The sequence below is a fragment of the Halopseudomonas bauzanensis genome (genome assembly GCF_900114735.1).
GTDB classification, from domain to species: Bacteria; Pseudomonadota; Gammaproteobacteria; order Pseudomonadales; family Pseudomonadaceae; genus Halopseudomonas; species Halopseudomonas bauzanensis.
The window spans coordinates 703,262-726,066 of record NZ_FOUA01000001.1; the positions used below are offsets into that span (position 1 = coordinate 703,262).

Consider the following 22,805-nt stretch of genomic DNA (forward strand, 5'->3'; position numbering starts at 1 on the left):
TGACGGCGGGTCGGTCGCTCTGCGCTAACCGGGCCATGATGCACTTCTGGATGGCTATGGGACTGACGTGATGTCACCGGCCGCCGGTAGCACCAGTTCGGCAACCAACCCGCCATCGCGATGATTGCTGATGGAAAAGCTGCCTCGGTGCTTCTCGGCAATCAACTGGACGATGGACAACCCCAATCCGCTGCCGGCGCCATCATGCTGCGCCCGCCAGAAGCGCGCAGCCACTTCGGGTATGTCCTCCGCCGCCAATCCCGGGCCTTGATCACGCACCCGGATACGGACCCGCAAATCAGGCTCGCGATGCAACTCGACCGTCACCGGGCTGCCCTGCGGTGAATAGCGCAGCGCGTTATCCAGCAGATTGCGCAGCGCGCTGGTCAAGAGCGAAGCGGGAATGACCGCAGCGATCTCCGTCCCCCCCGGCGGCTCGACCAGGCTGACCCGCGAGCCGGCATCCAGCTCCAGGGGCTCCAGTTCCGCCAAGGCTTGTCGCGCCGCATCGGCAACGGAGGTGGATTGGGCTTCGGGAGACGGCTGGTTGCTGTCCAGCCGCGCCAGCAGCAACAGTTGGTCAAGGGTTTCCTGCAACCGCACAGCCCCCTGCTCGGCGCAGGCCACGGAATCCTGGACCAGTTGGGTGTCATTGCCTCTGGAAAGCGCAATCCGCGCTACTTGGAGATGGGTGCGGACGGCGGTGAGCGGCGTGCGCAGCTCATGGGCGGCATCATCCGTGAAGCGTCTTTCCCGGCGTATGGCCGCGGCCACCCGCTGTAGCAACTCATGCACGGTGTCGATCAGCGGTTGCAGGTCGGCAGGCGCATCGATCGCCGGCAGCGGGGTCAGATCGGCAGGATCACGCCCGGCCAGGGCTGCCCGTACCCGGTCGAAGGGACGCAGTCCCTGCGTGGTTGCCCACCATACCAGGATCAGGCTGCCGATCAGCGCAAAGGCGAACGGCAAGCCAACAGACAGGGCCATATCCCTCAGCAGCGCACTGCGAACGCCCATCCGGTCTGCCACGGCGATACGCAGGCCGCTCTGCTGCAGCACATAAACCCGCCAGACATTACCATCACGTACATAGGTGCCAAAACCGGGTTCGACATCGGCAATGACCGGTCCGCCCTGCGTGCGCAGCAGCGTGCTGGTGATCTGCCCGCGCATGATGCTCACCTCGCAGGCCAACCCGTCCAGGGTAGCAATATCGATCTGCGGCTGGCTGGGTTCCATGTTCAGCACATCCCTCGGCATCTGTTCGATCAGCCCCGCCACCATCTGCGCCGATGCCTGCAGGCGGTTATCCAGTACCGACTGCAACTCCCGGCGCATATCCAGGAATAGCCACCCGGCCATGATGCTCCACAGGACGCTGAGCGAGATGCCGATGACCAGCAATAACCGCAGCCTGAGGCTCATGCCCCGCTCTCCCCCGGCCCAAGCCGGTAGCCCTGCCCACGTACGGTTTCTATGATGTCCTGGCCCAACTTGCGGCGCAGATGATGGATATGGACGCTGAGGGCATTGCTCTCCACATTCTGCTCCAGGCCATAGATGCTGTCTTCGAGCTGGGCGTTGCTCAGGATCTGCCGGGGATATTGGAAGAACACCTGCAGCAGGGCAAATTCCCGGCGAGTCAGCTCAACCGGCTCGCCGGAGCGCCAGGCCTGCCCCTGTTCGGGGAGCAGCCGAATATCCCGCCAGCGGATCTCCCTGGCCGTGCGCCCGCTGGCGCGGCGCAGCAGCGCCTGCAGGCGAGCGCGCAGCTCATCCAGGTCGAAGGGCTTGGTCAGATAATCATCCGCTCCATCGCTCAGCCCGGCGATTCTGTGTGCCACGGCGTCGCGGGCGGAAAGGATAAGGATCGGCAGATCGCGACCACCGGATCGCCAACGGCGCAGCAGTGTGATGCCGTCTTCATCCGGCAGGCCGAGATCGAGAATCACCAGATCGACGTGGGTAGACCTGAGCACATTGTCAGCCGACCGGGCGCTGTGCACCGTGGTGACGGAGTAGTCGTGGAGCCGCAGCCCGGCGCTGACGCCACTGGCCACCAGCGCATTATCCTCGACCAGCAGTACATGCATATTCACTACCTTTGTTGGCTAGGGGTAGAAGATCGCACCCGAAAATGAAGTCGCCATTAAGAATCGGCTTAACCTGAGGTTAATCTGCCGCCGACAAGCTCAGTCCCCATTCTACTGGGTTATGGAGTGGCAGCATGGGTATGCGCTGTTCAAGACAACTGCTGAAGCAGAGCAGCAGACTCTGCCTTTTACTGCTACTGACGCTGGCCGGCCTGGCCCATGGCGATGACTTTCTTGCGCCGGAGCAGGCATTCCGCCTGCAGGTGCTGGAGCAGGATGCAGAGACCGGACGGCTGCTGCTGCACTTTGATATCGCCGATGGCTACTACCTGTATCGCGACCAGTTCGCCGCAAGGCCAACGGCTGGTGGCACGGTGGAGGCCGGCGAGTTGCCGGCTGGCGAGATGATCGAGGATATGACCTTCGGCCCGACCAGCATACTGCGCAATGCAGTGCAGTGGGAATTGCAGTCCCGTGACAGCACCGCAGTGGATATTATCTGGCAGGGCTGCGCCGATGGTGGCCTGTGTTATCCGCCTCAGCAGCATCGGATCGAGTTTGCCAGCGCCAGAATAGCTACCACTGCCAGTGGCAACCTCAGCGTGGCCCCTGCTGCACAACCCTTGACGACCCTCGCCAGCGCCAGTGAAAGCCGGATATTCGACTGGCTGCAAAACTCCTCGCTGCTGTTGACCCTCCCCGTGTTCTTCCTGCTCGGCGTGGCACTGACGTTCACTCCCTGCGTGCTGCCAATGGTGCCAATCCTGTCCAGCCTGATTCTGGGTCGCCAGGTATCGACTGGCCAAGCGCTGCGTCTGACCACCGCTTTCGTGCTGCCCATGGCCGCCACCTACGCGTTGCTGGGTGCAGTTGCAGCACTGCTGGGCGCGCAATTGCAGGCAATACTGCAGAACATCTGGGTCATCGGCACTCTTGGGGGCCTGTTCCTGGTGCTGGCATTGGCCATGTTCGGTATTTTCACCCTGCAGTTACCCTCCGGCCTGCGCACGCGACTGGATGAGCTGAGCCGCGGCACCCAGGGTGGCACTTATATCGGCGCGGCGCTGCTGGGTGTGCTCTCGGCGCTGCTGGTCGGCCCTTGCATGACCGCACCCTTGGCCGCCGTGCTGCTCTATGTGGCGCAAACCGGCGATGTCAGCATCGGCACCGGCCTGCTGTTCAGCATGGGCCTGGGAATGGGGCTGCCGCTCATGGTGATCGGCACTCTGGGAGCCCGTTACCTGCCACGGCCCGGGCCCTGGATGGATCTGGTAAAAGCGGCCTTCGGCTTCGCCCTGCTGGCCACCGGCATCTGGATGCTGGAACGGGTACTGCCAGCGCCGCTGGTGCTGGCGCTGTGGGGAGTTTTGCTTCTCGCGCTGGGATTATCTCTGGCTCATCTGGCAACGACACGGCGACCGTCATCAATGCTATTGTTGCGCACTCTGGGCGTTGCGCTGGGTATCTGGGGTGGCGCGCAGTTGCTGGGCGCCTCGGCAGGCGCGGTGGATCCATTGCGCCCTCTGAGCTGGGCACAACCTAGTGCATCACCAGCCGATGACCCTGCGGGGTCGCTCCAGTTCGAGCCGGTGACCAGCCTGCCGCAATTGCAGCAGCGGTTGCAGCTGGCGCAAACCCAGGGGCAGGCGGTCATGGTCGACTTCACGGCTGACTGGTGTGTGTACTGCAAGGTGATCGAGCGGGACGTCTATACCGCCGATAGCGTGCTACGGAGCACCCATGGCATCACCTTGCTGCAGATCGATGTGACCGACCACAGCGCTGAGCAGCGCGCCTTGATGCGCCACTTCCAGATCGCCGGGCCGCCGACGGTCATGGTCTTCAATCCACAGGGGCAGGAGCAGCGACAGGCACGCCTGGTAGGAGCCTTCGATGAGCAGAAATTGCTCGACAGCCTTGCCCTGATCACCGAATTTCAAGGATATTCCCAATGACTCTGTTCGTCCCGATCGGCCCTTTCTCCCTGCCATTGAATGCATTACTGGTAATGATTGCGGCTGTGCTGGGGTCATGGATCGCCGCGCGGCATGCCAAGCGTCTCGGGATCAGCAGCGAGGGGGCGGTGTGGCTCGCACTGGCGAGTGGCCTGGTGGTCGCACGCCTGGGTTTTGTTTTCAACTACGCCGACGTCTACCTTGCCGAACCATTGAGCCTGCTCGATATCCGGGACGGGGGCTGGAATGCCTGGTGGGGCCTGGCCGCCGTCTGGGCGTGCACCCTACTGATCATCCACCGACGCCCGGCATTGCGCCAACCCATGCTCAAGGGCATCTCGACCTTCAGTCTGATCCTGTTGCTGAGCATTGCCCTCGATGCACTGCCCACCAGCGCCAACCGACCACTGCCCAATCTGCCGGTGACTGCCTTGAATGGCGACAGCGTGAGGCTGCCCGACTTCGCCGGCAAGCCGACCGTGATCAATCTCTGGGCCTCATGGTGCCCACCGTGCCGCCGGGAAATGCCGGTGTTCGAGCAAGCCCAGGCAGAACGCGAGGATATTCATTTCGTCTTCCTCAATCAGGGCGAAGATGGTGCAACGGTACAGGACTTCCTGCGCGATACCGGTCTGGTCCTGGATAACGTGCTGCTGGACCGGATGGCCGATATGGGCCAGTCGCTGGGACAACGCGGGCTGCCGGTGACGCTGTTCTTCAACGCCGAAGGCAATCTGGAAGACATACGCCTGGGTGAGCTGTCGCGCGGCAGCCTGGCCCAACGGCTGGACGCCCTGACACCAGAACTTCTATCGGAGGAAAAATAACCATGGGCAAGATCAATCACCGGCTGACCGGTGCACTCCTGGTCGGCCTGCTGGCCTCGCCAACCCTGACTGCCGCACCGGAGCCGGCAGCACTGCAGCAACTACGGGATATGGGCGTACAGTTCACCGGGACCTTCCCAGCCAAGGGTGGTCTCACCGCCTGGGCCGGCTATCACGGTGACCAGCCACTGGCGGTCTACGAAGCGCCGGACGGCGAACATATCATTCTCGGCAGAATCCTGGACGCCGAAGGCCGCGACGTGAACCAGACCGCTCTGGAGCAGCAGGTCGGCTCGCATATGTCCACGGATATCTGGGAACGCCTGGCCCAGAGCAACTGGATAACCGATGGCGCAGCAGACGCGCCCATGGTGGCCTATGTCTTCACCGACCTGAACTGTCCCTATTGCAACAAGCTATGGGTCGATGCCCGGCCCTGGATCGACAGCGGAAAACTGCAGCTGCGGCATGTACTGGTCGGCATCATTCGCGAGAACAGCGCCGCCAAGGCGGCCACCCTGCTGACCGCCGAGAATGCGGAGCAGCAGTTGGGGGAGCACGCGCGCCTGCACATGGAAGCCGGCGATGGTCGGATACGTCCCATCAGCGACGAAGGCGTGCCGCCAATGGCCGGGATTCCTGCGCCGATCCAGGCCCAACTGGATGCCAATCACACCCTGATGGCCGAGCTGGGTCTGCGCGCCACACCGGCGGTGGTCTGGCTGGATGAGAGCGGCAAGCTGCACAAGCAGACCGGTGCGCCGGATTCGCTGTTGCCGCACATTGCCGGTCCGATCGAATAATCCAGAGCCGGGCAAGCCGTAGTTCTTTATAGTAGCGGCACCGAATGGTGAGCAGATGAAGTGCTCAAGCGAGAAAGGAGACTAACCGATGTTGGGCACTCGCCAGGAACAGCGCAACACTATCTGGCGGCTAGCGATAGCCCAGGCGCTGGCAGGCGCCAATTCGGTGGTGATCTATGCGACGGGAGCCATTATCGGCGCCACGCTCGCGCCCATCGAGGCGCTGGCGACGTTGCCCATTTCGATCTTCGTGGTCGGGATGGCTGCCTGCATCCTGCCGACCGGCAGAATCGCCCGCCGCTACGGCCGTCGCGCCTCCTTTCTTGCCGGCAGTGCTTGCGGCGTACTGGCCGGTCTGCTGGCCATGCTGGCGGTAATGCTGGGGTCCTTCTGGCTATTTTGCCTGGCGACGTTCTTTGGCGGCGCCTATGCCGCCGTGGTGCTGTCTTTCCGCTTTGCCGCAGCGGATTGCGTCGAACCCGAATGGCGGCCTCGTGCCCTATCCATCGTCATGGCCGGTGGTGTGGCGGCCGGTGTGTTCGGGCCGCAGCTGGTGACCTACACCATGCATCTGTGGGAGCCGCCCATGTTCGCCGCCACCTTCCTCGCCCAGGCGCTGGTGGCAGGCCTGTCAGCAATGGTGCTGGCCGGCGTGCGGTTGCCCATGCCCACCGCCGCCGAAATAGCCGGCGGGCGTCCGCTCATTGAACTGGTGCGCCAACGGCGCTTCATCATTGCCGTCATCTGCGGCGCCGTTTCCTACCTGCTGATGAACTTCCTGATGACCGCCGCACCGCTGGCCATGCGCATGTCCGGGCACACCCAGGAACATGCCAACCTCGGCCTGCAATGGCATGTGATTGCCATGTATGCGCCGAGTTTTTTCACCGGCAGGCTCATCACCCGGTTCGGCGCCGGCCGGATCGTCACCTCGGGCCTCGTCCTGATCGGCGCCTCGGCGGCCATCGGCCTGGCCGGTATCGATATTCCGCACTTCTGGATCATGCTGATCTTGCTGGGTCTGGGCTGGAACTTCGGCTTCATCGGCGCCTCGGCGATGGTGCTTGAATGTCACCGACCGGAAGAGAAAACCCGCGTGCAGGCGCTCAATGATTTCATCGTGTTCGGCACCATGGCCGTGGGCTCGTTCGCCTCCGGCGGCCTGCTGACGGCCCATGGCTGGGACACGGTGCTCTGGGTGTCGTTCGCGCCCTTGATACTGGCCGTTGCGGCGCTATTGCTGGCAGCAATGATGCGCCCCGCTTCGTCCATGGGAGCGGGGCCGTTGTGATAAACACTCACCGGCCGGCCTATCCCTCCGGTATGTAGATCATGCGTCCATCATTGAGCCGGTAGGTGACACCGGCGCGGCTGCCCTGGCCTTCTCCTACTTCGCCGCTGGCTTCGTAGCGGGTCAGCTCTTCGCCGTCCTTGATCGTCATTCGCATATCACTTTGCCCAGGATTCTCGATCACTATCACGCTTTCCTCGGTGAAGGGATTAAGCGGGTTCTGGACGATGATCACCAGCAGAATGCCAATCACAACCAGGAACAGGTCGATCAGGTTGACCATGGACAGCAGCGGATCGTCTTCGTCTTCTTCAAGAAAGCGCATCAGACATTTTCCCCGGCGCGTTCCATGCTACGCAATTCCTGCAACAGCCAGCGGCGGCGAACAGTCAGGATAAAGTAACTGATACTGGCGGCCAGCAGCGCCAGTATCACTGCGGAGAAGGCCACCACCAGATTATCGCCGATGCCCTGCGCATCGCTGCGGGTCAGCGCGAGTAGCGCCGGTCCCATCGGGATCATGGTAGCTACCAGCCCCAGCATGGGAGTGCTGCGTGAAGTGATACGCAACCATTCCAGGCGCTGCATGATATGCAACTCCAGATCGTCACTGGTACCGCCATGGCTCTGCTGCCAGCTCGCAAGCAGCGGTCGATAACAACCCCGCCGACGCTGCCAGGCTTCCATAGCGAAGCTGCCCAAGGCAATCAGCGAGTAGATCAGTGCGGCGATAATCAACAGCAGCACCGGTGTGAGAAACCAGCGGGTGAGTTCGTATAGTCCGACTTCCAGAGCGTTCATGTTGCTTCCACTTGATATGTATTGATGGGGGTATTGCGATTGGCCCGCTGCTGCTTCCAGGCGCCGAAGAGAATGCAACCGAGCATGCCCAGCAGACCGGCCCAGATACGCCAGGGCGTTTGCGTCTCGCTCTGGGGCGAGACCTCCTGCATGACCTGACCACGCACCGAGGTGCTGTCAGCGGGCTGACTGGCGGCCTGTTCGGCGGAGACTGCCCGGTCATGCGGCTCATTCGCCGTGGCTCCACCAAGGCCGAAGCCGGCGGCCATATCGCTGATGAATTCCACGGTCAGCGCCGCGCCGCTATCGGCGCCATGCTCTTCGATCAGGGCCTGCCAGCGCTCCACCAGTTCGCGGCGGGTTTGCTGGTCGGCGTCCCAGTGGCCCTTGCGGATCGCCTCGACCATACGTTCGATGAGTTGCGCCTGGGCCGTCGGATTGTGTTGCTCGAACCAGGCGTTCAGGTCCAGCTCACGACTGTCCCGCACATAGCTGTCGTGTACCGCCTGCCACTGATCGTCGCGCACCATGTCGCTATCGGTGGCTTGCCAACCCCACAGATTGTTCACGATATTCAACAGCTCCAGTGTGCCGGCGTAGCCCTCCTGCTGCATGGCGCCGATCCACTGGGGATTGAGATAGCGACTGCGCAATTCGCCAGCGAGAAACTGGGCAGCGCCGGTGGTCTTGGGGGTGTTCTGACGCAGATCGCTGATATATAGCGCCGGCGCCTGGCCGTTGATCTGCCGCACCGCCTGCGACAGCCCACCGAGGTACTCGAAGGGATGGTCGGTGGACAGTAATCCATTGACCGTGGAGGATCGCGCCAGCACCGCGGCTTGCACTCCCTTGAGTTGTTCGGCAAACAGGTTCCCAGTGGGAGGCGGTGCGACCAGCCCGCTGCTGCCGTAGCCATGCTGCAGACGTTGCAGAAACTGCTCGGCCAGCACCGACTCATCTTCCCAAGTGGTGGAGTCCAGCGTCAGCTGGGTGACACCGGTGCCATAATCGCCGGGCGCATTGCTGAAAATCCGTACATTGGCCAGGCGGGAGGCTTGCTCACTATCCAGCCCCTGCATCTCCAGCCGCTCGATCAAGGCGCGGTTATTGCTGGCGAGCGGGTTGTCCGGCTCATTCAATTGCGCGAGTCGGTCGATGGCGTCGGCCAGCAACAGCATGAAACCATCGAACTGATCGCGGTAGACACTGGTGACCTGCAAGACCACATCGATGCGCGGCCGCCCCAGCTCGCTGCGCGGGATAATTTCCAGCGCGCGTACCCGGCCACCGCTATCCCATACCGGACGCAGACCCAGCGCATGCAGCACCTGGCTTTCGAGAATACCCAGATGGCGCATGGCCTCGGACGACCAGAGGCTGAAAGCGAGCTTGGTTGGCGCCTGGCCATCGTGCTCGTCGCGATAGGCTTGCAGCAATTGCTCCAGAGCTTGCTCACCGGCGTCATAGGCATTGGCGGTAGGCAGCTTGTCGGCCTCGAAGGCATACAGGTTGCGGCCACTGGGCACCTGCGGATTGCGTACCGGGTCACCGCCCGGCCCCGGGGCGATGAAGCCACCGGCCAATCCGGCCAGCAGCGCCTCGATCTCGCCGGTTTCGGCCAGGTTCTGCTGCTGCTCGCGGGCCGTTAGCAACCAATCATGCAGTTCGGTACCACCCATCTGCTGGATCGACTCTCCATGCAGCAAATGCCGTGCGAGTAACTGGTAGGCAGGGCTGCCCTGCAACTCGGCAAAATCCAGCGCAGCAGGCTCATCACTATCGAACGGCGTACCATTGGCAGCCGCCACCGCTTGCAGATAGGACGGACCGAGCTGCTGAATCACGGTGCTCAGTTGATGCTCGATAGCGGCGGGCTGTCCAAAGGTATGCAAGCCAAGTGGCAAGCTGTCTGCCGCCAGGGCATGCAGATAATCATGCAGGGCAGCAAAGAAGCCGGGAAAGTCCTGTGCTGCGCTTGCTTCATCCCAGCCGAGGTCGGCGAGCATGCCCTGCTCGGCCACCTGTTCCAGAATGGCCTCAGCCGTCTGCTCACGTACCGCACCTTCTTCCAGCTGCTGATACTGGTGGATCAGGTCATGCAGCTCGCGCAGCTCGTCATACAACCCGGCGGGGGCGAAGGGTGGCGTCTGGTGGCTGACCACCACTGCGCGCCCGCGTCGCCGGGCCTGCATGGCCTCGCCGATATTATCCTGGATATAGGGATAGAACACCGGCAGATCACCCAGCGCGAGGAATGGATAATCCTCCACTGCCAGTCCGCGGTCCTTGCCCGGCAACCACTCCTGAGTGCCATGGGTGCCGAAGTGGATCAACGCATCGGCTTGGTCGTGCAACCAAAGATAGGCCGCCAGATAGATATGGTCCGGCGGTAGCGCGGTATCGTGATAGGACTCGCCCGGACGGCCGGCCCGGGGCGGCTGCGGCATCACCAGCAACGTGCCAAGCTGAGCCCGGGGAATGATGAAATGTGGTTGACCGTCGATCTGGCGCAGCGCCCAATGACTGGCCGGATCGCCCCAGCGCTCCTGCATTTCCTGCTGCACCGATGCGGCCAGGCTGTGTAGCCACTGCTGGTAGGTAACCAGAGGCAATGCCGCTGCCAACTCGCCGCGGTAAAGGGCATCCAGGGTGTCGGGGCGGTAATAACCGGCGAGCAAGCGCTGGCCAAGATGGATGAACTGCTGCTCATCGGTGGCCGGTACCCGGTAGCCCGCCTCGGCCAGAGCCGCACTTAACGCAGCGAGGCTACGCGGCACATTCAGATTCGAGGCCGACAGGTTGCGCTCGCCGCCCGGATGGTTCCAGAAGAGCAGGGCCAGTTGCTTGTCCGTTGGCGGCAAATCCTGCAGGCGTACCAGCCGGTCGATCTTGCCCAGCAGAGCTTCAGCCTGTGCCGGTACCAACCGGGGCTCGCCCTGCTCCACCACGCCGATCACGAGCGGATCGCTAAGACCCCAGGTTTCCGGCACGCCGAGCAGCGTGGCTACGGCGTGGGTAGCAATGCCCGAACTGGACTGCTGCCAATCTTCCAGGCTGCTACGCTGGATAAAACCCTGCAATACCGGGATACCGAGCTGCCGTATCTCGGCCTGGCGCGCCGTGCCATTTTGCATGTGGGTCAGATTGACCAGCACCCGCACATCCGCGGGCTCGACCACCTCACTCAGCGCCTGCGGATTCTGGCTGTCGATCCAGAACACCAGTGGTGCCTGGCCGCGCTGCTCGCTGGCGTAGATCAGCGCGTCCAGTAACGCCAGTTCGGCATCGGCAATGCTACTGCCATGGGTGATGAAGCCGATGCGCGGCGCCTGCTCAGGCCAGCGATCGTTCCCCCACTGCAGATAGTCCCGCACATTCTCGAATGGCGCTGGCGCATCGGGATGGTAGAAGCCCGCCGCCGGCAGCGGTGCAGCAGGCGGGACCGAAGCTGTGCTCTCACCCGAGCGATGCAACTGCCAGTAATCAAACAGGTGGCGCACGTTGGTCTCGCCGCCATTGCTGTAATAACCGATCAATTGCCGGGCAACCGGTGGTGATAGGTTACCGAAAGCCGGTGCACCACCGCCGACCCGGATCCAGGGCGTATCGCTGCGCTCCAGCAGGTCGCCGAGAAAGGCCTGCATCTGTGCCAGATCACCGGGCCGGGGCGTATCGAGAATCAACAGACCGGTCAACAGGTCTGCTGGCTCGGCCTCGCCGCTAATATAGCGACTGTCCAGTTGCAGACCGGCGTCTCCTGCCCACCGCTGCAGCCGCGCCAGCTTGCCCGACAACACGAAGTCATTGCTCAGCACACGGATATCGGGCCCGCTCTCCGACCATACCGGGCTGCTGCCCAGTATGAATAGCAGCATCACTAGCAGTCTGCCCATGGTCAGAAGCTCATGCTCAGGCCGACGTGGTAGGTGCGGCCTGGCTCGGGATAGTTGAACAGCACGTTGTCATCCGCCAGCCGCTCATCGCTGAGGTTCTCGATACCCCCGCGCAGGGTCAGGTCAGGCGTCAATTGCTGACTCAGTTCCAGATGCCAGAGGCTGTAGGCCGGCAATCCATAAGCGACGTTGCGACTGTAGCCGAGCTGGCTGCCGACATACTCGCCACGCAGCTGTGCGTCGAACCCTGGCGTGGGCGACCATTTCAGGTGCGTGTTGGCCAGATGCCGCGAGCGGCCGGCCAGACGCTGATCGGCGCTGCGATCGATGGCGTCCAGATAGGTATAGTTGATGCCCCAGTGCAGGTTTAGTGGCAGATCCAGTTCCGTCCCCAGCTCGATACCACGGATGCGCGCCCGGTCGACGTTCTCGTAATTGCGCAGCTCACGCCCGCGAATGCCGCAGTCGGCTACGCAGACGGTCTGGATCAGCCCCTTCAGGTTGTTCTGGAAAATGCCGGCGGAGGCAGACCAGCCATCACCGACGTAATCGGCTGCCAACTCATACGTGGTATTGAGTTCCGGACTCAGGTCGGGATTACCGCGGATGGTGAACTGGCCGCCGCCACCGATTGCCGAGTAACCGGGCGACAGCTGCTTCAAGGTGGGCGCCTTGAAGCCACGTCCGCCACCCCCCTTGATGGTCAGCGAGTCGCTATGGCTGTATACCAGATAGGCACGCGGGCTCTTCTGCCAGCCATACTCCTCATGTTGGTCAAAGCGACTGCCCAGCAGCAGCGACCAGTCCTCATGCAACTGGATTTCATCCTGCAGAAACACTGCCCGATGCGTTGCCTTGCCCTTGCCGCTGGCCAGGCTGTCATCCTCCAGCCGCTCGCGACGCCACTCGCCACCGAGGCTGAGCAAATGATTGCCCGCCAGGGGCAGGCTGACGGTGGCATCGGCAATATCATCGCTCATCTTCTGCCATGACTTGCTGGAGGTCGGGCGGCTATCGCTGCTCCCACGGTTCAAGGTGTTGCCATAGGCGCGCACCGTGGTCTTGCCCCAGCTCCAGTTACCCGTGTGGCTCAATGACCACTGATCACGCTCGATATCATCCTGCGATTCGTATTCCACCCGACTATTCGGTCCGGCCGGGCTGCTGGTATTGCGCCAGCGATCCTCGCGGCCACTCGCCAGCATGAGGTCGACCTGCTGCGCCGCGTCCGGAGTCCAGTGCAAGGTCACTCTGCCGCTCTGCGATTCGCGCCCTTCCAGCTCGGACAACGCTGGGTCGTCCCGGTCGGTTGTTGCCTGACGCTTGCGGCTTTCGCCTGTGAAACTCAGCCCCAGCACGTTCTCGATCAACGGGCCACCGGCATATACGCCCAGTTGATGGGTCTGACCACCCTGCCCATGATCTGGTACACCGCCATTAACAGCGAGACTACCCCGCCAGTGGTCAGTAGCCGTACGGGTAATCACATTGACCACGCCGCCCAGCGCCTCGGAACCATACAGCGCGGACATCGGCCCCCGTACCACCTCGATGCGCTCAATAGCTTCTACCGGCACCCAACCGAGATCAAAATCGGCATGCGCGATCGCACTGGCGGCGGTGTTGATACGCTGCCCGTTGACCAGTATCAGCGTCTGCTCGGCACCCATGCCCCGGATACTCACTCCCCGTCGCCCAAGCCCGATACCGGTGAATTGCAGGCCGGGCGCGCCCCGCAGGGCATCCTCCAGGTCTTGCACCGGTCGACTAGCCAACTCCTCGCGGGAAATCACCGTAATAGTCGCCGGCGCATCCTGCAGCGAACGTTCAGTGCTGGTAGCCGTCACCACCCGGGATTGCAGGGTGAGCACATCAGCAGCGGCTGAGATTGGCAGCATCGCGGCCAATGGCAGCAATAGAAGATGCCTAGCTTGGGAGTAGGTCATGGGGTCCGTCCTTATGGCTATAGAGGAAGGGCCGAGACACTACCATGTTATACTATAACAAAACAATAGTGGGCGACTGACCGGATTTCACGGTCCCTGGTGGCTGAGCCGTTGCGTACTGATTCAGCGCCACTGACGCCTGCACGGGCTAATCTTTGCAACTGATCCAGCGTTCACGCAGTCCATAGTATTGCGTGTACTTTCCGCTCTCCTCGGCGTGCGACGGACAGGTCAACTAGCGGAAGGTTTTCAGCCATCCAGCAAATCGAGACTGCTATGAAAAACAATATTGTTGCAGCGCTATGCTTCTCTCTCTGCCTGCTTCCTGGGCATACCTTTGCCCAGAGCGGGGACGGCGCGCGGGGCGGCGGCGAGATCGTCGACATCACCCTGATTGGCGGCGGCACCATGAGTGTGACGCTGGCCACCTGGCTAAACGAGCTGGAGCCCGACTGGAATATCCGACTTTACGAGCGCAGGGACGGCATCGCTCAGGAAAGCTCCGACGGCTGGAACAATGCTGGGACGGGACACTCGGCTTTCTGCGAGATGAATTACACCCCCCAGGATGAAGATGGAAGCGTTGATATTGCCCGGGCCATCAATGTCACCGAGCAGTTCGAAATATCGCGCCAATTCTGGGCGCACCAGGTCGAACGAGGCGCGCTCCGTGACCCGCAGAGTTTTATTTCCACAGTTCCGCACATGAGCGTTGTCTGGGGCCAGGAGAATATCGATTTCCTGAGCGAGCGTTACCAGAAGATGTCGAGCATCCCGCTGTATGCCGGCATGCAATATACCGAAGACAACGCCACTATCGCCGAGTGGATGCCACTGGTCATGGACGGTCGTGAAGACAATACCCCCATGGCGGCCACTCGTATGGACCTCGGCACCGAGGTCAATTGGGGTGTGCTGACACGTCAATTGGCAGACCACTTGGCCAACCAGCCGAACGTAACGCTGACTACCGGCAGCGAAGTGCGCGAGTTGGAGCGCAACGAAGATAATACCTGGCGGATCACGGTCGCGGATGTCGATAGCGGCGAAGAGACTATCGTCAACAGCCGCTACGTGTTCAACGGAGCGGGGGGAGCGGCCCTGTTGTTGCTGCAGGAATCCGGTATCCCCGAAGCCAAGCACTACGGCGGTTTCCCTGTAGGTGGCTCCTTCCTCTACACCACCAACCCAGACGTCGTGTCACGCCACCAGGCCAAGGTCTACGGCCTGGCTGCGGAGGGCTCGCCGCCCATGTCCGTACCTCATCTGGATCTACGTTACCTGGATGGAACACCAACATTGTTCTTCGGTCCCTTCGCTACGTTTTCCACCAGATTTCTGAAAGAAGGTTCCTGGACCAACCTCTTCGATTCCATGACCTTCAGTAATGTGCTGCCCATGATGAAAGTCGGGCTGAGCAATTTCGGTCTGGTGCGTTATCTGGTGGGAGAAGTGATGCAGGACCGTGAGGATCGCCTGGACGCGCTGCGTGAATATTATCCCGAGGCCAACCCTGACGACTGGCAGCTCTGGACCGCCGGCCAACGGGTGCAGATCATCAAGAAAACCGATGATGGCAGCAAATTGCAGTTTGGTACCGAAGCGGTCGTGTCCGAGGATGGCACCATGTCCGCCCTGTTGGGCGCCTCCCCTGGCGCATCCACCGCACCACCGATCATGCTCAACCTACTGACGCGGGTATTTCCTGATCGGGTCGAAAGCGCAGAATGGCAAACCAAACTCAAGGAAATCATCCCTTCGCTGGATATGAAACTGGCGGATAATCCGGAGCTGTTGCGCGAGGTACGACTCAATACCGCGCGGGCGTTGGAGCTGGAGGGCCAGGAAGCGTTTATTCTGGCCAATATGGCCGCAGACGACAGCAGTGAAGCACAGGCGACCGAGGGCAGCAGCGAAACCTTCGAGCAAACTACCGAGCCAGAGAGTGGCGAAGTTGGCGATGTGGAGAATGCTGATGAAGAAGAGCGCAGGGAGAGTGCAACAGACCGATAATCCGCAGCAGGCAGGACAAGACTAACTGAGCAGAAACAACAAAGCCCCTGTTAAGGGGCTTTGTTACGTTTATCTGGCGGAGAGCGAGGGATTCGAACCCTCGATACGCTATTAACGTATACACACTTTCCAGGCGTGCTCCTTCAGCCACTCGGACAGCTCTCCGCAATCTCGGTACTGGGTTTCCCCTGTTCCGAGGCGCGCTAATGTACCTAAACCAAGCCGGTTTGGCAAACGCTATTTGAAGATGCCGCCCCACTGCCGGCGCGATCGCACCCTTGGGTCCAGAGCCGTTTCATGAGAGCCACCAAGGTCGGCGATAAAACGGCTGCCGGGCGCCAACGAGCCAGGATCCAGCTGAAAATCTCCCATCGATCAGCTACAAACACTTTAATTATATGTTACATTATAACAATTCGATAACCACTGAACGATTGCACCTCCCAACCGACATCGAGATTTATCTAATGATTCACCAACTTCCCGTTACTGTACTGTCCGGATTTCTTGGCGCCGGCAAAAGCACGTTGCTCAACCATGTACTGAAGAATCGCGACAACCGCCGAGTCGCGGTGATCGTCAATGATATGAGCGAAATCAATATCGATAGCAGCGAGGTACAGCGCGAGGTGACCCTGAATCGCGCTGAAGAAAAGCTGGTGGAGATGAGCAATGGATGTATTTGCTGCACTTTGCGCGAGGACCTGCTGGAGGAAGTCAGTCGCCTGGCCCGAGAGGGACGCTTCGACTATCTGTTGATCGAATCCACCGGTATCTCCGAGCCACTACCGGTGGCCGAGACGTTCACCTTCCGTGATGAGCAGGGCTCTAGCCTGTCGGACCTGACACGCCTGGACACCATGGTCACCGTCGTCGACGGCGTCAATTTCCTGCGTGACTTCCACGACTCGGAAAGCCTGGCCAGCCGTGGCGAGACGCTGGGCCAGGAAGATGAGCGCACTATCACTGACCTGTTGATCGAGCAGGTCGAGTTTGCCGATGTGATTCTGATCAGCAAGATCGATCTGATCTCCAGCGTCGAGTTCAACGAGCTGTCGGCCATACTCCATAGCCTCAACCCCCACGCGGAAGTCTTGCCTATGAGTATGGGGCGAATACCGCTGGAGAAGATTCTCGATACCGGCCGTTTCGACTTCGAGCGTGCCGCCCAGGCTCCGGGGTGGCTACAGGAAATGCGTGGCGAGCACGTCCCGGAAAGCGAGGAATATGGCATCGCTTCTTGCGCCTACCGCGCCCGTCGCCCCTTTCATCCCGAACGTTTCTACGATTTCCTCACTCGTCCCTGGCAAAACGGTCGGTTGCTGCGCTCCAAGGGCTATTTCTGGCTGGCCAGCAAATACCGTGAAGCAGGTAGTTGGTCCCAGGCAGGCGGGCTGATGCGCCATGGCCTGGCAGGAAACTGGTGGCGCTTTGTATCGAAAGCTCAATGGCCGCAGGACGAGGAAGCACTACAGTCCATCCTTGCTCATTGGGATGGTGAGACAGGCGATTGCCGCCAGGAACTGGTGTTCATTGGCCAGAACATCAACTTCGAACAACTGACCGCCGAGCTGAACGCCTGCCTGCTGGATGATCAGGAAATGGCGGCCGGGTTGGCCAGCTGGGAGCAGTTGCCCGATCCCTTCGGCGCATGGAGCGAAGATGTTGCCTGACAAGCGCACCAATGGACGATGCGGAAACCCTGCTCAAAGGGCAATGTATTAGAGACTCGCCAGTCACTGCTAACTTGGTAAACTGCCAGACGTATGCTGGCTCGTGGCTGGCTGATAATAATCGATGAGGGTTCCTGGATGAGCGAGCTGGTTTCCTACAGTTTTTCCGATGGTGTTGCCGTATTGGCGCTGGATAATGGCAAGGCCAACGCCCTGTCGCCCGAGCTGTTCGAGGCGTTCAATGCCGCCCTGGACCGGGCCGAGCAGGACCGTGCGGTGGTAGTCATCAAGGGCAAGGAAGGGATCTTCTCCGGCGGTTATGACCTCAAGGTCATGACCTCCAGCCCCGAAGCGGCCAAGGGGCTGGTTGCCATTGGCTCGACACTGTCCCGTCGCCTGCTGGCCCATCCCTATCCGGTAATGACAATGTGCACCGGCCACGCCATTGCCAAAGGCGCCTTTTTGCTGCTGTCAGCTGATTACCGTATCGGCGTCGAAGGCCCATTCAAGATTGGTCTCAATGAAGTGGCCATCGGCATGACCATGCACCATGTCGGCATTGAACTGGCCCGGGCACGTCTGACCCACAGCGCCTTCACCCGTTCAGTGATCAACGCCGAGCTGTTCTCGCCCACCGACGCGGTGACAGCAGGCTTCCTCGATCGGGTGGTCCCTGCCGAGGCACTGGAGACTGAAACCATGGCCATGGCCGCGCAGCTGACCAAGCTGAACATGACTGCCCATCGCAATACCAAGCTGAAGACCCGCAAGGCGCTGCTGGAGTTGCTGGATCAGTCGATCGCCGAAGACAAGCTGCATAATCTCTGATGGACTCCATCACTCAGGTAGTGCTGGGCGCGTCGATACAGGGCGCCCTGCTCGGACGTTGGCAGGGCCGCAAGGCTCTGCTGTATGGAGCGATACTGGGCACGCTGCCGGATCTGGATGTCGTGCTGGACTACGGCGATGCCGTCGCCAACATGACCTATCACCGTGGTTTCAGCCATTCCCTGCTGGTGCTGAGCGTCGTGAGTGTGCTGCTGGCCTGGGCAGTGCGGCGTTTTCGTCCGCATCCTGAGTACAGCGGCGTCCGGCTCTGGTTCTGCATCTGGCTGATCCTGATCACCCATGTGTTACTGGATGCCTTCACTACCTATGGCACCCAGCTGTTCTGGCCGCTGACGACGCCACCGGTGGCGATCTCCAGCATCTTCATCATCGATCCGCTGTACACCCTGCCGTTACTGCTGGCGGTTATCGCCGGGCTGGTATTGGGGCTGCGCAGGCGTAGCGGTCTGCGTCTGCAATATGCCGCGCTGGCCTTCAGCAGCCTGTATCTGGCGAGCACCCTGGCGGGCAAGCAGATGGCCGATCACCGGCTGGAACAAGCCCTGGCCAATGCGGGCATCCAGCCGCAAGCCACCTTCACCTCTCCTACGCCCTTCAATACGGTGTTATGGCGTGTGGTGGCGGTAGACGGGGATGATTATTACGAAGGGTTGGTCAGTTGGTTCGACCGCCAGCCAGTGCAGCTTGAGCGTTTATCGCGCCACGCCAGCGCGGCGCAGCCCGTGTTGCTGGACTCGCCACAACACCAGCGCCTGCGCTGGTTTGCCGGTGATCTGCTGCGCTATGACCTGATCGATGACCAGTGGGTAGTCACCGACCTGCGGTTGGGGATGACCGGCTACCATCCATTCCGCTTCGCCCTGGCTACGGTTGGGCCAGACGGGCAGGATGCCGAACTGATCGAGTTCGCCGAGCTATGGCCAGCGCCGAGTGCCGAGCTGCAGGCACTGTCCTGGCTGCAGCGGCGCGCGCTGGATGAGCATTACCCGGTCTCCCTGGTACGCCTGGCCGAACCGCTGACATTGCCGCCCACGCTGCCTTGAGCCCACCACTCAAGGCGGCGCTTAGCGTGACTCCTGATAATCGGCGACCAGTACCGCTGCGGTATCTTCTTCGTGCACCCACTCCCGCCAGATGGCCAGCAGCAACGCCATCAACACCGGGCCAATGAACAGGCCGACCAGCCCCATGGTGGTGACCCCGCCGATCAGGCCAAAGAATGTCAGCAGGAACGGCAGCTTGATCGGGCCACCGACCAGCGAGGGACGGATGGTCTTGTCGACAATGAACAACTCCACCGAACCCCAGATGAACAGGCCCACCCCCGCCACAGTGTCGCCACTGCCGATCAGGTACAGCGACACCAGGGTGAAGGCGAGCGGCGCGCCTCCGGGAATCAGCGCCATGACCCCGGTGATCAACCCCAGCGCTACCGGCGATGGCACACCAGCGACCCAGTAGGCGATGCCAAGGATGATGCCTTCGCCGATGGCGATCAGGCCCATGCCGATGACTGTCGAGGTAACTGTCGCCGGCACCATGCGCGAGAAGCGCTGCCAGCGTGCTGGCAGCACTTCCTCACCGATCCGGTCGACCTGCCTAACCAGCACGTAGCCATCACGGTACAGAAAGAACAGCGTAATCAGCATGAACAGCAGCGCCAGAGCCAGGGAAAAAGCCATGCCGCTCATGGCCATGATCACACGGGAGATGTTGCCCAGGTGTTGACCACTGGCCATCTGGATGATTTCACTGATGGCGTGGGGATGATTCAGATACTCGTCCCATTGCTCGGCCAGCCAGGAGCCGACCAGTGGCAGTGCGGCGATCCAGCCAGGCACATCGGTCCCTTCACGGTTGGCCTCCACCAACCAGGCCATCCACACCTGCGCCTCTTCCAGGGCGAAGGAAAACGCCATGGTCAACGGCACGATCAGTACCCCGAGAATCAGCAGAATGGCGACTGTCGCAGCCAGCGTTCGACTACCGCCACATAGCCGCAGCAGTCGCTGGAACAACGGCCAACTGGCAAAGGCGATGATCAGCGCGGCCAGGACCGGGACAATAAAACCGTGGAAGAAATAGATCCCGGCGATGATTACCAGTAGCAATAGCCAGCGTGCCGCAGTATTCGACGGCATGATAGATGGGGGTGGCGTTGTACTCATAGGCTCCCTTCGTTGTCCGTTAATGGCCGGGTCGATTCCACGATCGCCCAACCATCATAACAGCAGGACGCGGAGCGGCAGCGGGAATACTTTTACCAGCTGTTATCCGATGGATGCCGCATAAGTCCGATTGATACACGATGTGGCGCCCATCCTATCGCCCCATCTGCGATAATGATGCGGTTTTCCGCCCGCGAGATATCCTGAATGCCCAGCCCGGAGGCGCCTTCCGCCCTGAACAGCAGAAATACCCTGCCCATTGCCGCTTGCATGCTGGCGCTGTTCACCACCATTCTTGCCAGCCACATGCCCACCCCTCTGTATGCTGTCTGGCAGCAGAGCTGGGGTTTTTCCGCCACGGCGCTGACTGCAGTCTTCTCGGTGTATGTGCTGGGCGTGGTCATCACCCTGCTGACCTTGGGCTCGCTGTCGGACCAGCTTGGCCGGCGGCAGGTCCTGGTACCGGGCTTGCTGTTCATCCTGTCCGGCTCGATTATCTTCATGCTGGCCGGGGATATCTATGAGCTGGCCCTGGCGCGCCTGCTCACCGGTATCGGCACCGGCATGGTCACCGGCGCGGCAACGGCGGCCGTGGTGGAACTCGAACCGGATGGCAACTGGGCCCGGGGCGCGATTCTCACGGCACTGGCCTTCACTCTAGGCGCCGCTACCGGCCCGACAGTCAGCTCACTGATGTTGCGCTGGACCGACCATGGCGATGTGTGGCCGTTTCTGGTGGCCGTGGCGCTGTGTATCACCACTCTGATCATGCTGATAAGCGCGCCCTGGCCTGCCCACCTGGGACAGCGCCAGCAGGGCTTTCGCCTGCGCGCCTGGCGACCCACGCCGATCAAGGTGCCGCGTGCGCTGCTGGGTATCTTCCTGTTCGCTGCTGCGGCCATTTCCCTGGCCTGGTCCACCGGCAGCCTGTATTCGTCGCTGGGGCCGACCCTGGCACGGGAGCTGATCGGCATCGATGATCTGGCCATGGCCGGGTTGTTCGCGGCAGCGTGGCAGCTGGTGGCCGGGCTGAGCCAGTTTGCCGCCCAGCGCCAGCCGCTCAATCGGCTGATCATCGCCGGCCCACTCCTGCTGATCACCGGCCTGCTCGCACTGGGCGGCGCCGTGTGGCAGGCATCGGTCTGGCTGTTCATCGCGGCAACCCTGATCACGGGTATGGCTGCCGGTGCCATTGGTGTGGTTGCTACCGTGTCGATCGCCCGCGCGGCGCCCCCTGCCGAACGGGGCGCAACGACCTCGGCCTTCTATCTGGCCGCCTACCTGACCATGGCCACCGTGGTGCTGAGCATCGGTTTTGCCAGTGATCAGATCGGCCTGGTGAACAGCATGCTCGGCTTTATCGGGCTGATCTGCTGCGCGGCGCTGAGCATCATGCTGTTGCGCCACCGGCTTCAGCCATAGAACCAGCGCCAGAGGAAGAAGCACAGCATGCCGCCGGCGATGGTCGCCAGCAGATTACGCCAGCGGGCGGCAATGAGGATGGCGGCAACCCCGCCGACCAGGTAAGCATTATCCAGGGTCAATTGCAGGCCATCACCGTCCGGCATGAGCATGATCGGCGCAACAATGGCCGTCAGCACCGCCACCGGCACATAGGTCAGCGCCCGCGCCACCAGCGGATTGAAACGCACCCGGTGGCCGACGGCGAACAGGGTGTAGCGGATGACGAAGGTGATGACCGCCATACCCAGGATCAGGGCAATCTCGAAGCTGCTCATTCGACCTCCGGCACAGTCAGGCGCTCTCGCCCCGCTGCATGCTCAGCCAATACCCCGGCCACAACTCCGAGCAGCGCCGCCAGCATCAGGCCCAACTGGTACGGCAGCCCATGGGCCAGCACCGCAGTACCGCCCGCCACCAGGGCGGCGATGATCATCGGCCGATTGCGCAGCAGGGGCACGACAATGCCGATGAAGGTGGCCACCATGGCGAAATCCAGCCCCCAATCAGCCAGCCCCGGCAGCGCCTGACCGAGCAACACGCCGACGAGGGTGCAGACAAACCACACGCTGTACATGGCCAGGCAGGAGCCCAGAAAATACCAGTGCTTGTGTTCCAGCGGCCCCTTGTCGAGCAGGTAGTGCCGGTGTACCACGGCAAAGCTTTCATCGGTCAGCCAGAACGCCAGCGGCACCCGCCAGCGTTGCGGCAGGTGCCGCACATGGGGCAGCAGACTGGCGCTGTACAGCGCATGGCGCAGGTTGACGATCAAGGTAGTCAGCAGAATCACCACCAGCCCCGCACCAGACGCCACCAGACTGGCAGCGACGAACTGGGCGGAGCCGGCGAACACCAGCGCGGACATGGCCAGCGTCGCACTGATCGACAGGCCGGAGGAGACGGCAAGGGTGCCGAAGACGATACCGAACGGCAACGCGCCAACCAGCATGGGAATGGTATCGCGCATGCCGAGCAGCAGCTCTCTCGAACGTGACATCATGATCTCGATTGTTGGTACGGAAGGAGACACCC

Annotated in this window: 18 protein-coding genes and 1 tRNA gene; 9 read left to right on the forward strand and 10 right to left on the reverse strand. The window is 61.6% G+C overall.

The window, feature by feature from the left end; all coding sequences use genetic code 11:
* Positions 1–54 precede the first annotated feature (54 nt).
* Both BM267_RS03330 and BM267_RS03335 read right to left on the reverse strand, forming a co-directional pair.
* Complete coding sequence (locus BM267_RS03330; RefSeq protein ID WP_036988559.1) at positions 55–1,425, reverse strand: ATP-binding protein; 1,371 nt, start codon at positions 1,423–1,425, stop codon at positions 55–57.
* Positions 1,422–2,093 (reverse strand): response regulator, encoded by a 672-nt coding sequence (locus tag BM267_RS03335; RefSeq protein ID WP_036988558.1) that lies wholly within the window; start codon positions 2,091–2,093, stop codon positions 1,422–1,424. Before BM267_RS03335 ends, BM267_RS03330 begins: the two co-directional genes overlap by 4 nt.
* A 134-nt stretch (positions 2,094–2,227) precedes the next feature.
* Here BM267_RS03335 and dsbD point away from each other — a divergent pair, with 134 nt between their 5' ends.
* The 4 genes from dsbD (at position 2,228) to BM267_RS03355 (ending at position 6,969) form a co-directional block, all read left to right on the forward strand.
* On the forward strand, positions 2,228–4,048 hold the full coding sequence (gene dsbD / locus BM267_RS03340) for a protein-disulfide reductase DsbD (RefSeq protein ID WP_051610696.1): 1,821 nt from the start codon (positions 2,228–2,230) through the stop codon (positions 4,046–4,048).
* A complete protein-coding gene (locus BM267_RS03345; protein WP_074777901.1) occupies positions 4,045–4,875 on the forward strand; it encodes a TlpA disulfide reductase family protein in 831 nt (276 codons plus the stop codon). The genes dsbD and BM267_RS03345 overlap by 4 nt, the downstream gene beginning before the upstream one ends.
* 2 nt (positions 4,876–4,877) lie before the next feature.
* Entirely contained in the window at positions 4,878–5,678 is an 801-nt protein-coding gene (gene dsbG / locus BM267_RS03350; RefSeq protein WP_036988556.1) for a thiol:disulfide interchange protein DsbG, read from the forward strand.
* Between the two features lie 88 nt (positions 5,679–5,766).
* Entirely contained in the window at positions 5,767–6,969 is a 1,203-nt protein-coding gene (locus BM267_RS03355; protein ID WP_036988555.1) for an MFS transporter, read from the forward strand.
* A 19-nt stretch (positions 6,970–6,988) separates the two neighbouring features.
* Here the strand turns inward: BM267_RS03355 and BM267_RS03360 are convergent, their stop codons facing one another.
* The 4 genes from BM267_RS03360 to BM267_RS03375 are packed head-to-tail and all read right to left on the reverse strand — an operon-like array spanning position 6,989 to position 13,609.
* The gene (locus BM267_RS03360) at positions 6,989–7,294 is read right to left on the reverse strand and encodes a DUF2149 domain-containing protein (protein ID WP_036988554.1); all 306 of its coding nucleotides are present in this window, start codon (positions 7,292–7,294) and stop codon (positions 6,989–6,991) included.
* On the reverse strand, positions 7,294–7,770 hold the full coding sequence (locus BM267_RS03365; protein ID WP_036988553.1) for a MotA/TolQ/ExbB proton channel family protein: 477 nt from the start codon (positions 7,768–7,770) through the stop codon (positions 7,294–7,296). The genes BM267_RS03360 and BM267_RS03365 overlap by 1 nt, the downstream gene beginning before the upstream one ends.
* Positions 7,767–11,663: a cobaltochelatase subunit CobN gene (gene cobN / locus BM267_RS03370; protein ID WP_074777899.1), complete on the reverse strand. Its 3,897-nt coding sequence runs from the start codon at positions 11,661–11,663 to the stop codon at positions 7,767–7,769. Before cobN ends, BM267_RS03365 begins: the two co-directional genes overlap by 4 nt.
* 2 nt (positions 11,664–11,665) lie before the next feature.
* Complete coding sequence (locus tag BM267_RS03375; protein WP_074777897.1) at positions 11,666–13,609, reverse strand: TonB-dependent receptor domain-containing protein; 1,944 nt, start codon at positions 13,607–13,609, stop codon at positions 11,666–11,668.
* 276 nt (positions 13,610–13,885) lie between these two features.
* On the opposite strand from BM267_RS03375, the gene mqo reads away from it, so the two are divergent.
* Complete coding sequence (gene mqo, locus BM267_RS03380) at positions 13,886–15,622, forward strand: malate dehydrogenase (quinone) (RefSeq protein ID WP_036988550.1); 1,737 nt, start codon at positions 13,886–13,888, stop codon at positions 15,620–15,622.
* Positions 15,623–15,696: 74 nt separating this feature from the next.
* On the opposite strand, the gene BM267_RS03385 is transcribed toward mqo, so the two are convergent.
* A tRNA-Ser gene (locus tag BM267_RS03385) sits at positions 15,697–15,787 on the reverse strand.
* A 302-nt stretch (positions 15,788–16,089) separates the two neighbouring features.
* On the opposite strand from BM267_RS03385, the gene zigA reads away from it, so the two are divergent.
* The 3 genes from zigA to BM267_RS03400 all read left to right on the forward strand — a co-directional run bounded on the left by zigA (position 16,090) and on the right by BM267_RS03400 (position 19,187).
* Positions 16,090–17,295: a zinc metallochaperone GTPase ZigA gene (gene zigA, locus BM267_RS03390; protein WP_036988549.1), complete on the forward strand. Its 1,206-nt coding sequence runs from the start codon at positions 16,090–16,092 to the stop codon at positions 17,293–17,295.
* A gap of 138 nt (positions 17,296–17,433) precedes the next feature.
* Entirely contained in the window at positions 17,434–18,123 is a 690-nt protein-coding gene (locus BM267_RS03395; RefSeq protein WP_036990008.1) for a crotonase/enoyl-CoA hydratase family protein, read from the forward strand.
* A complete protein-coding gene (locus BM267_RS03400; protein WP_036988547.1) occupies positions 18,123–19,187 on the forward strand; it encodes a metal-dependent hydrolase in 1,065 nt (354 codons plus the stop codon). The genes BM267_RS03395 and BM267_RS03400 overlap by 1 nt, the downstream gene beginning before the upstream one ends.
* A 21-nt stretch (positions 19,188–19,208) precedes the next feature.
* Here the strand turns inward: BM267_RS03400 and BM267_RS03405 are convergent, their stop codons facing one another.
* Positions 19,209–20,285 carry an AI-2E family transporter gene (locus tag BM267_RS03405; protein WP_218157169.1) on the reverse strand — a complete coding sequence of 359 codons (1,077 nt, stop codon included), beginning with the start codon at positions 20,283–20,285 and terminating at the stop codon, positions 19,209–19,211.
* Between the two features lie 234 nt (positions 20,286–20,519).
* On the opposite strand from BM267_RS03405, the gene BM267_RS03410 reads away from it, so the two are divergent.
* Positions 20,520–21,734 carry an MFS transporter gene (locus tag BM267_RS03410; RefSeq protein WP_074777893.1) on the forward strand — a complete coding sequence of 405 codons (1,215 nt, stop codon included), beginning with the start codon at positions 20,520–20,522 and terminating at the stop codon, positions 21,732–21,734.
* Here BM267_RS03410 and BM267_RS03415 read toward each other — a convergent pair.
* Positions 21,725–22,051, reverse strand: a complete 327-nt coding sequence (locus BM267_RS03415; RefSeq protein ID WP_036988543.1) for an AzlD domain-containing protein — start codon at positions 22,049–22,051, stop codon at positions 21,725–21,727. The two genes, BM267_RS03410 and BM267_RS03415, sit on opposite strands and share 10 nt — an antisense overlap.
* Positions 22,048–22,770: an AzlC family ABC transporter permease gene (locus BM267_RS03420; RefSeq protein ID WP_074777891.1), complete on the reverse strand. Its 723-nt coding sequence runs from the start codon at positions 22,768–22,770 to the stop codon at positions 22,048–22,050. The genes BM267_RS03415 and BM267_RS03420 overlap by 4 nt, the downstream gene beginning before the upstream one ends.
* Positions 22,771–22,805: the final 35 nt, after the last annotated feature.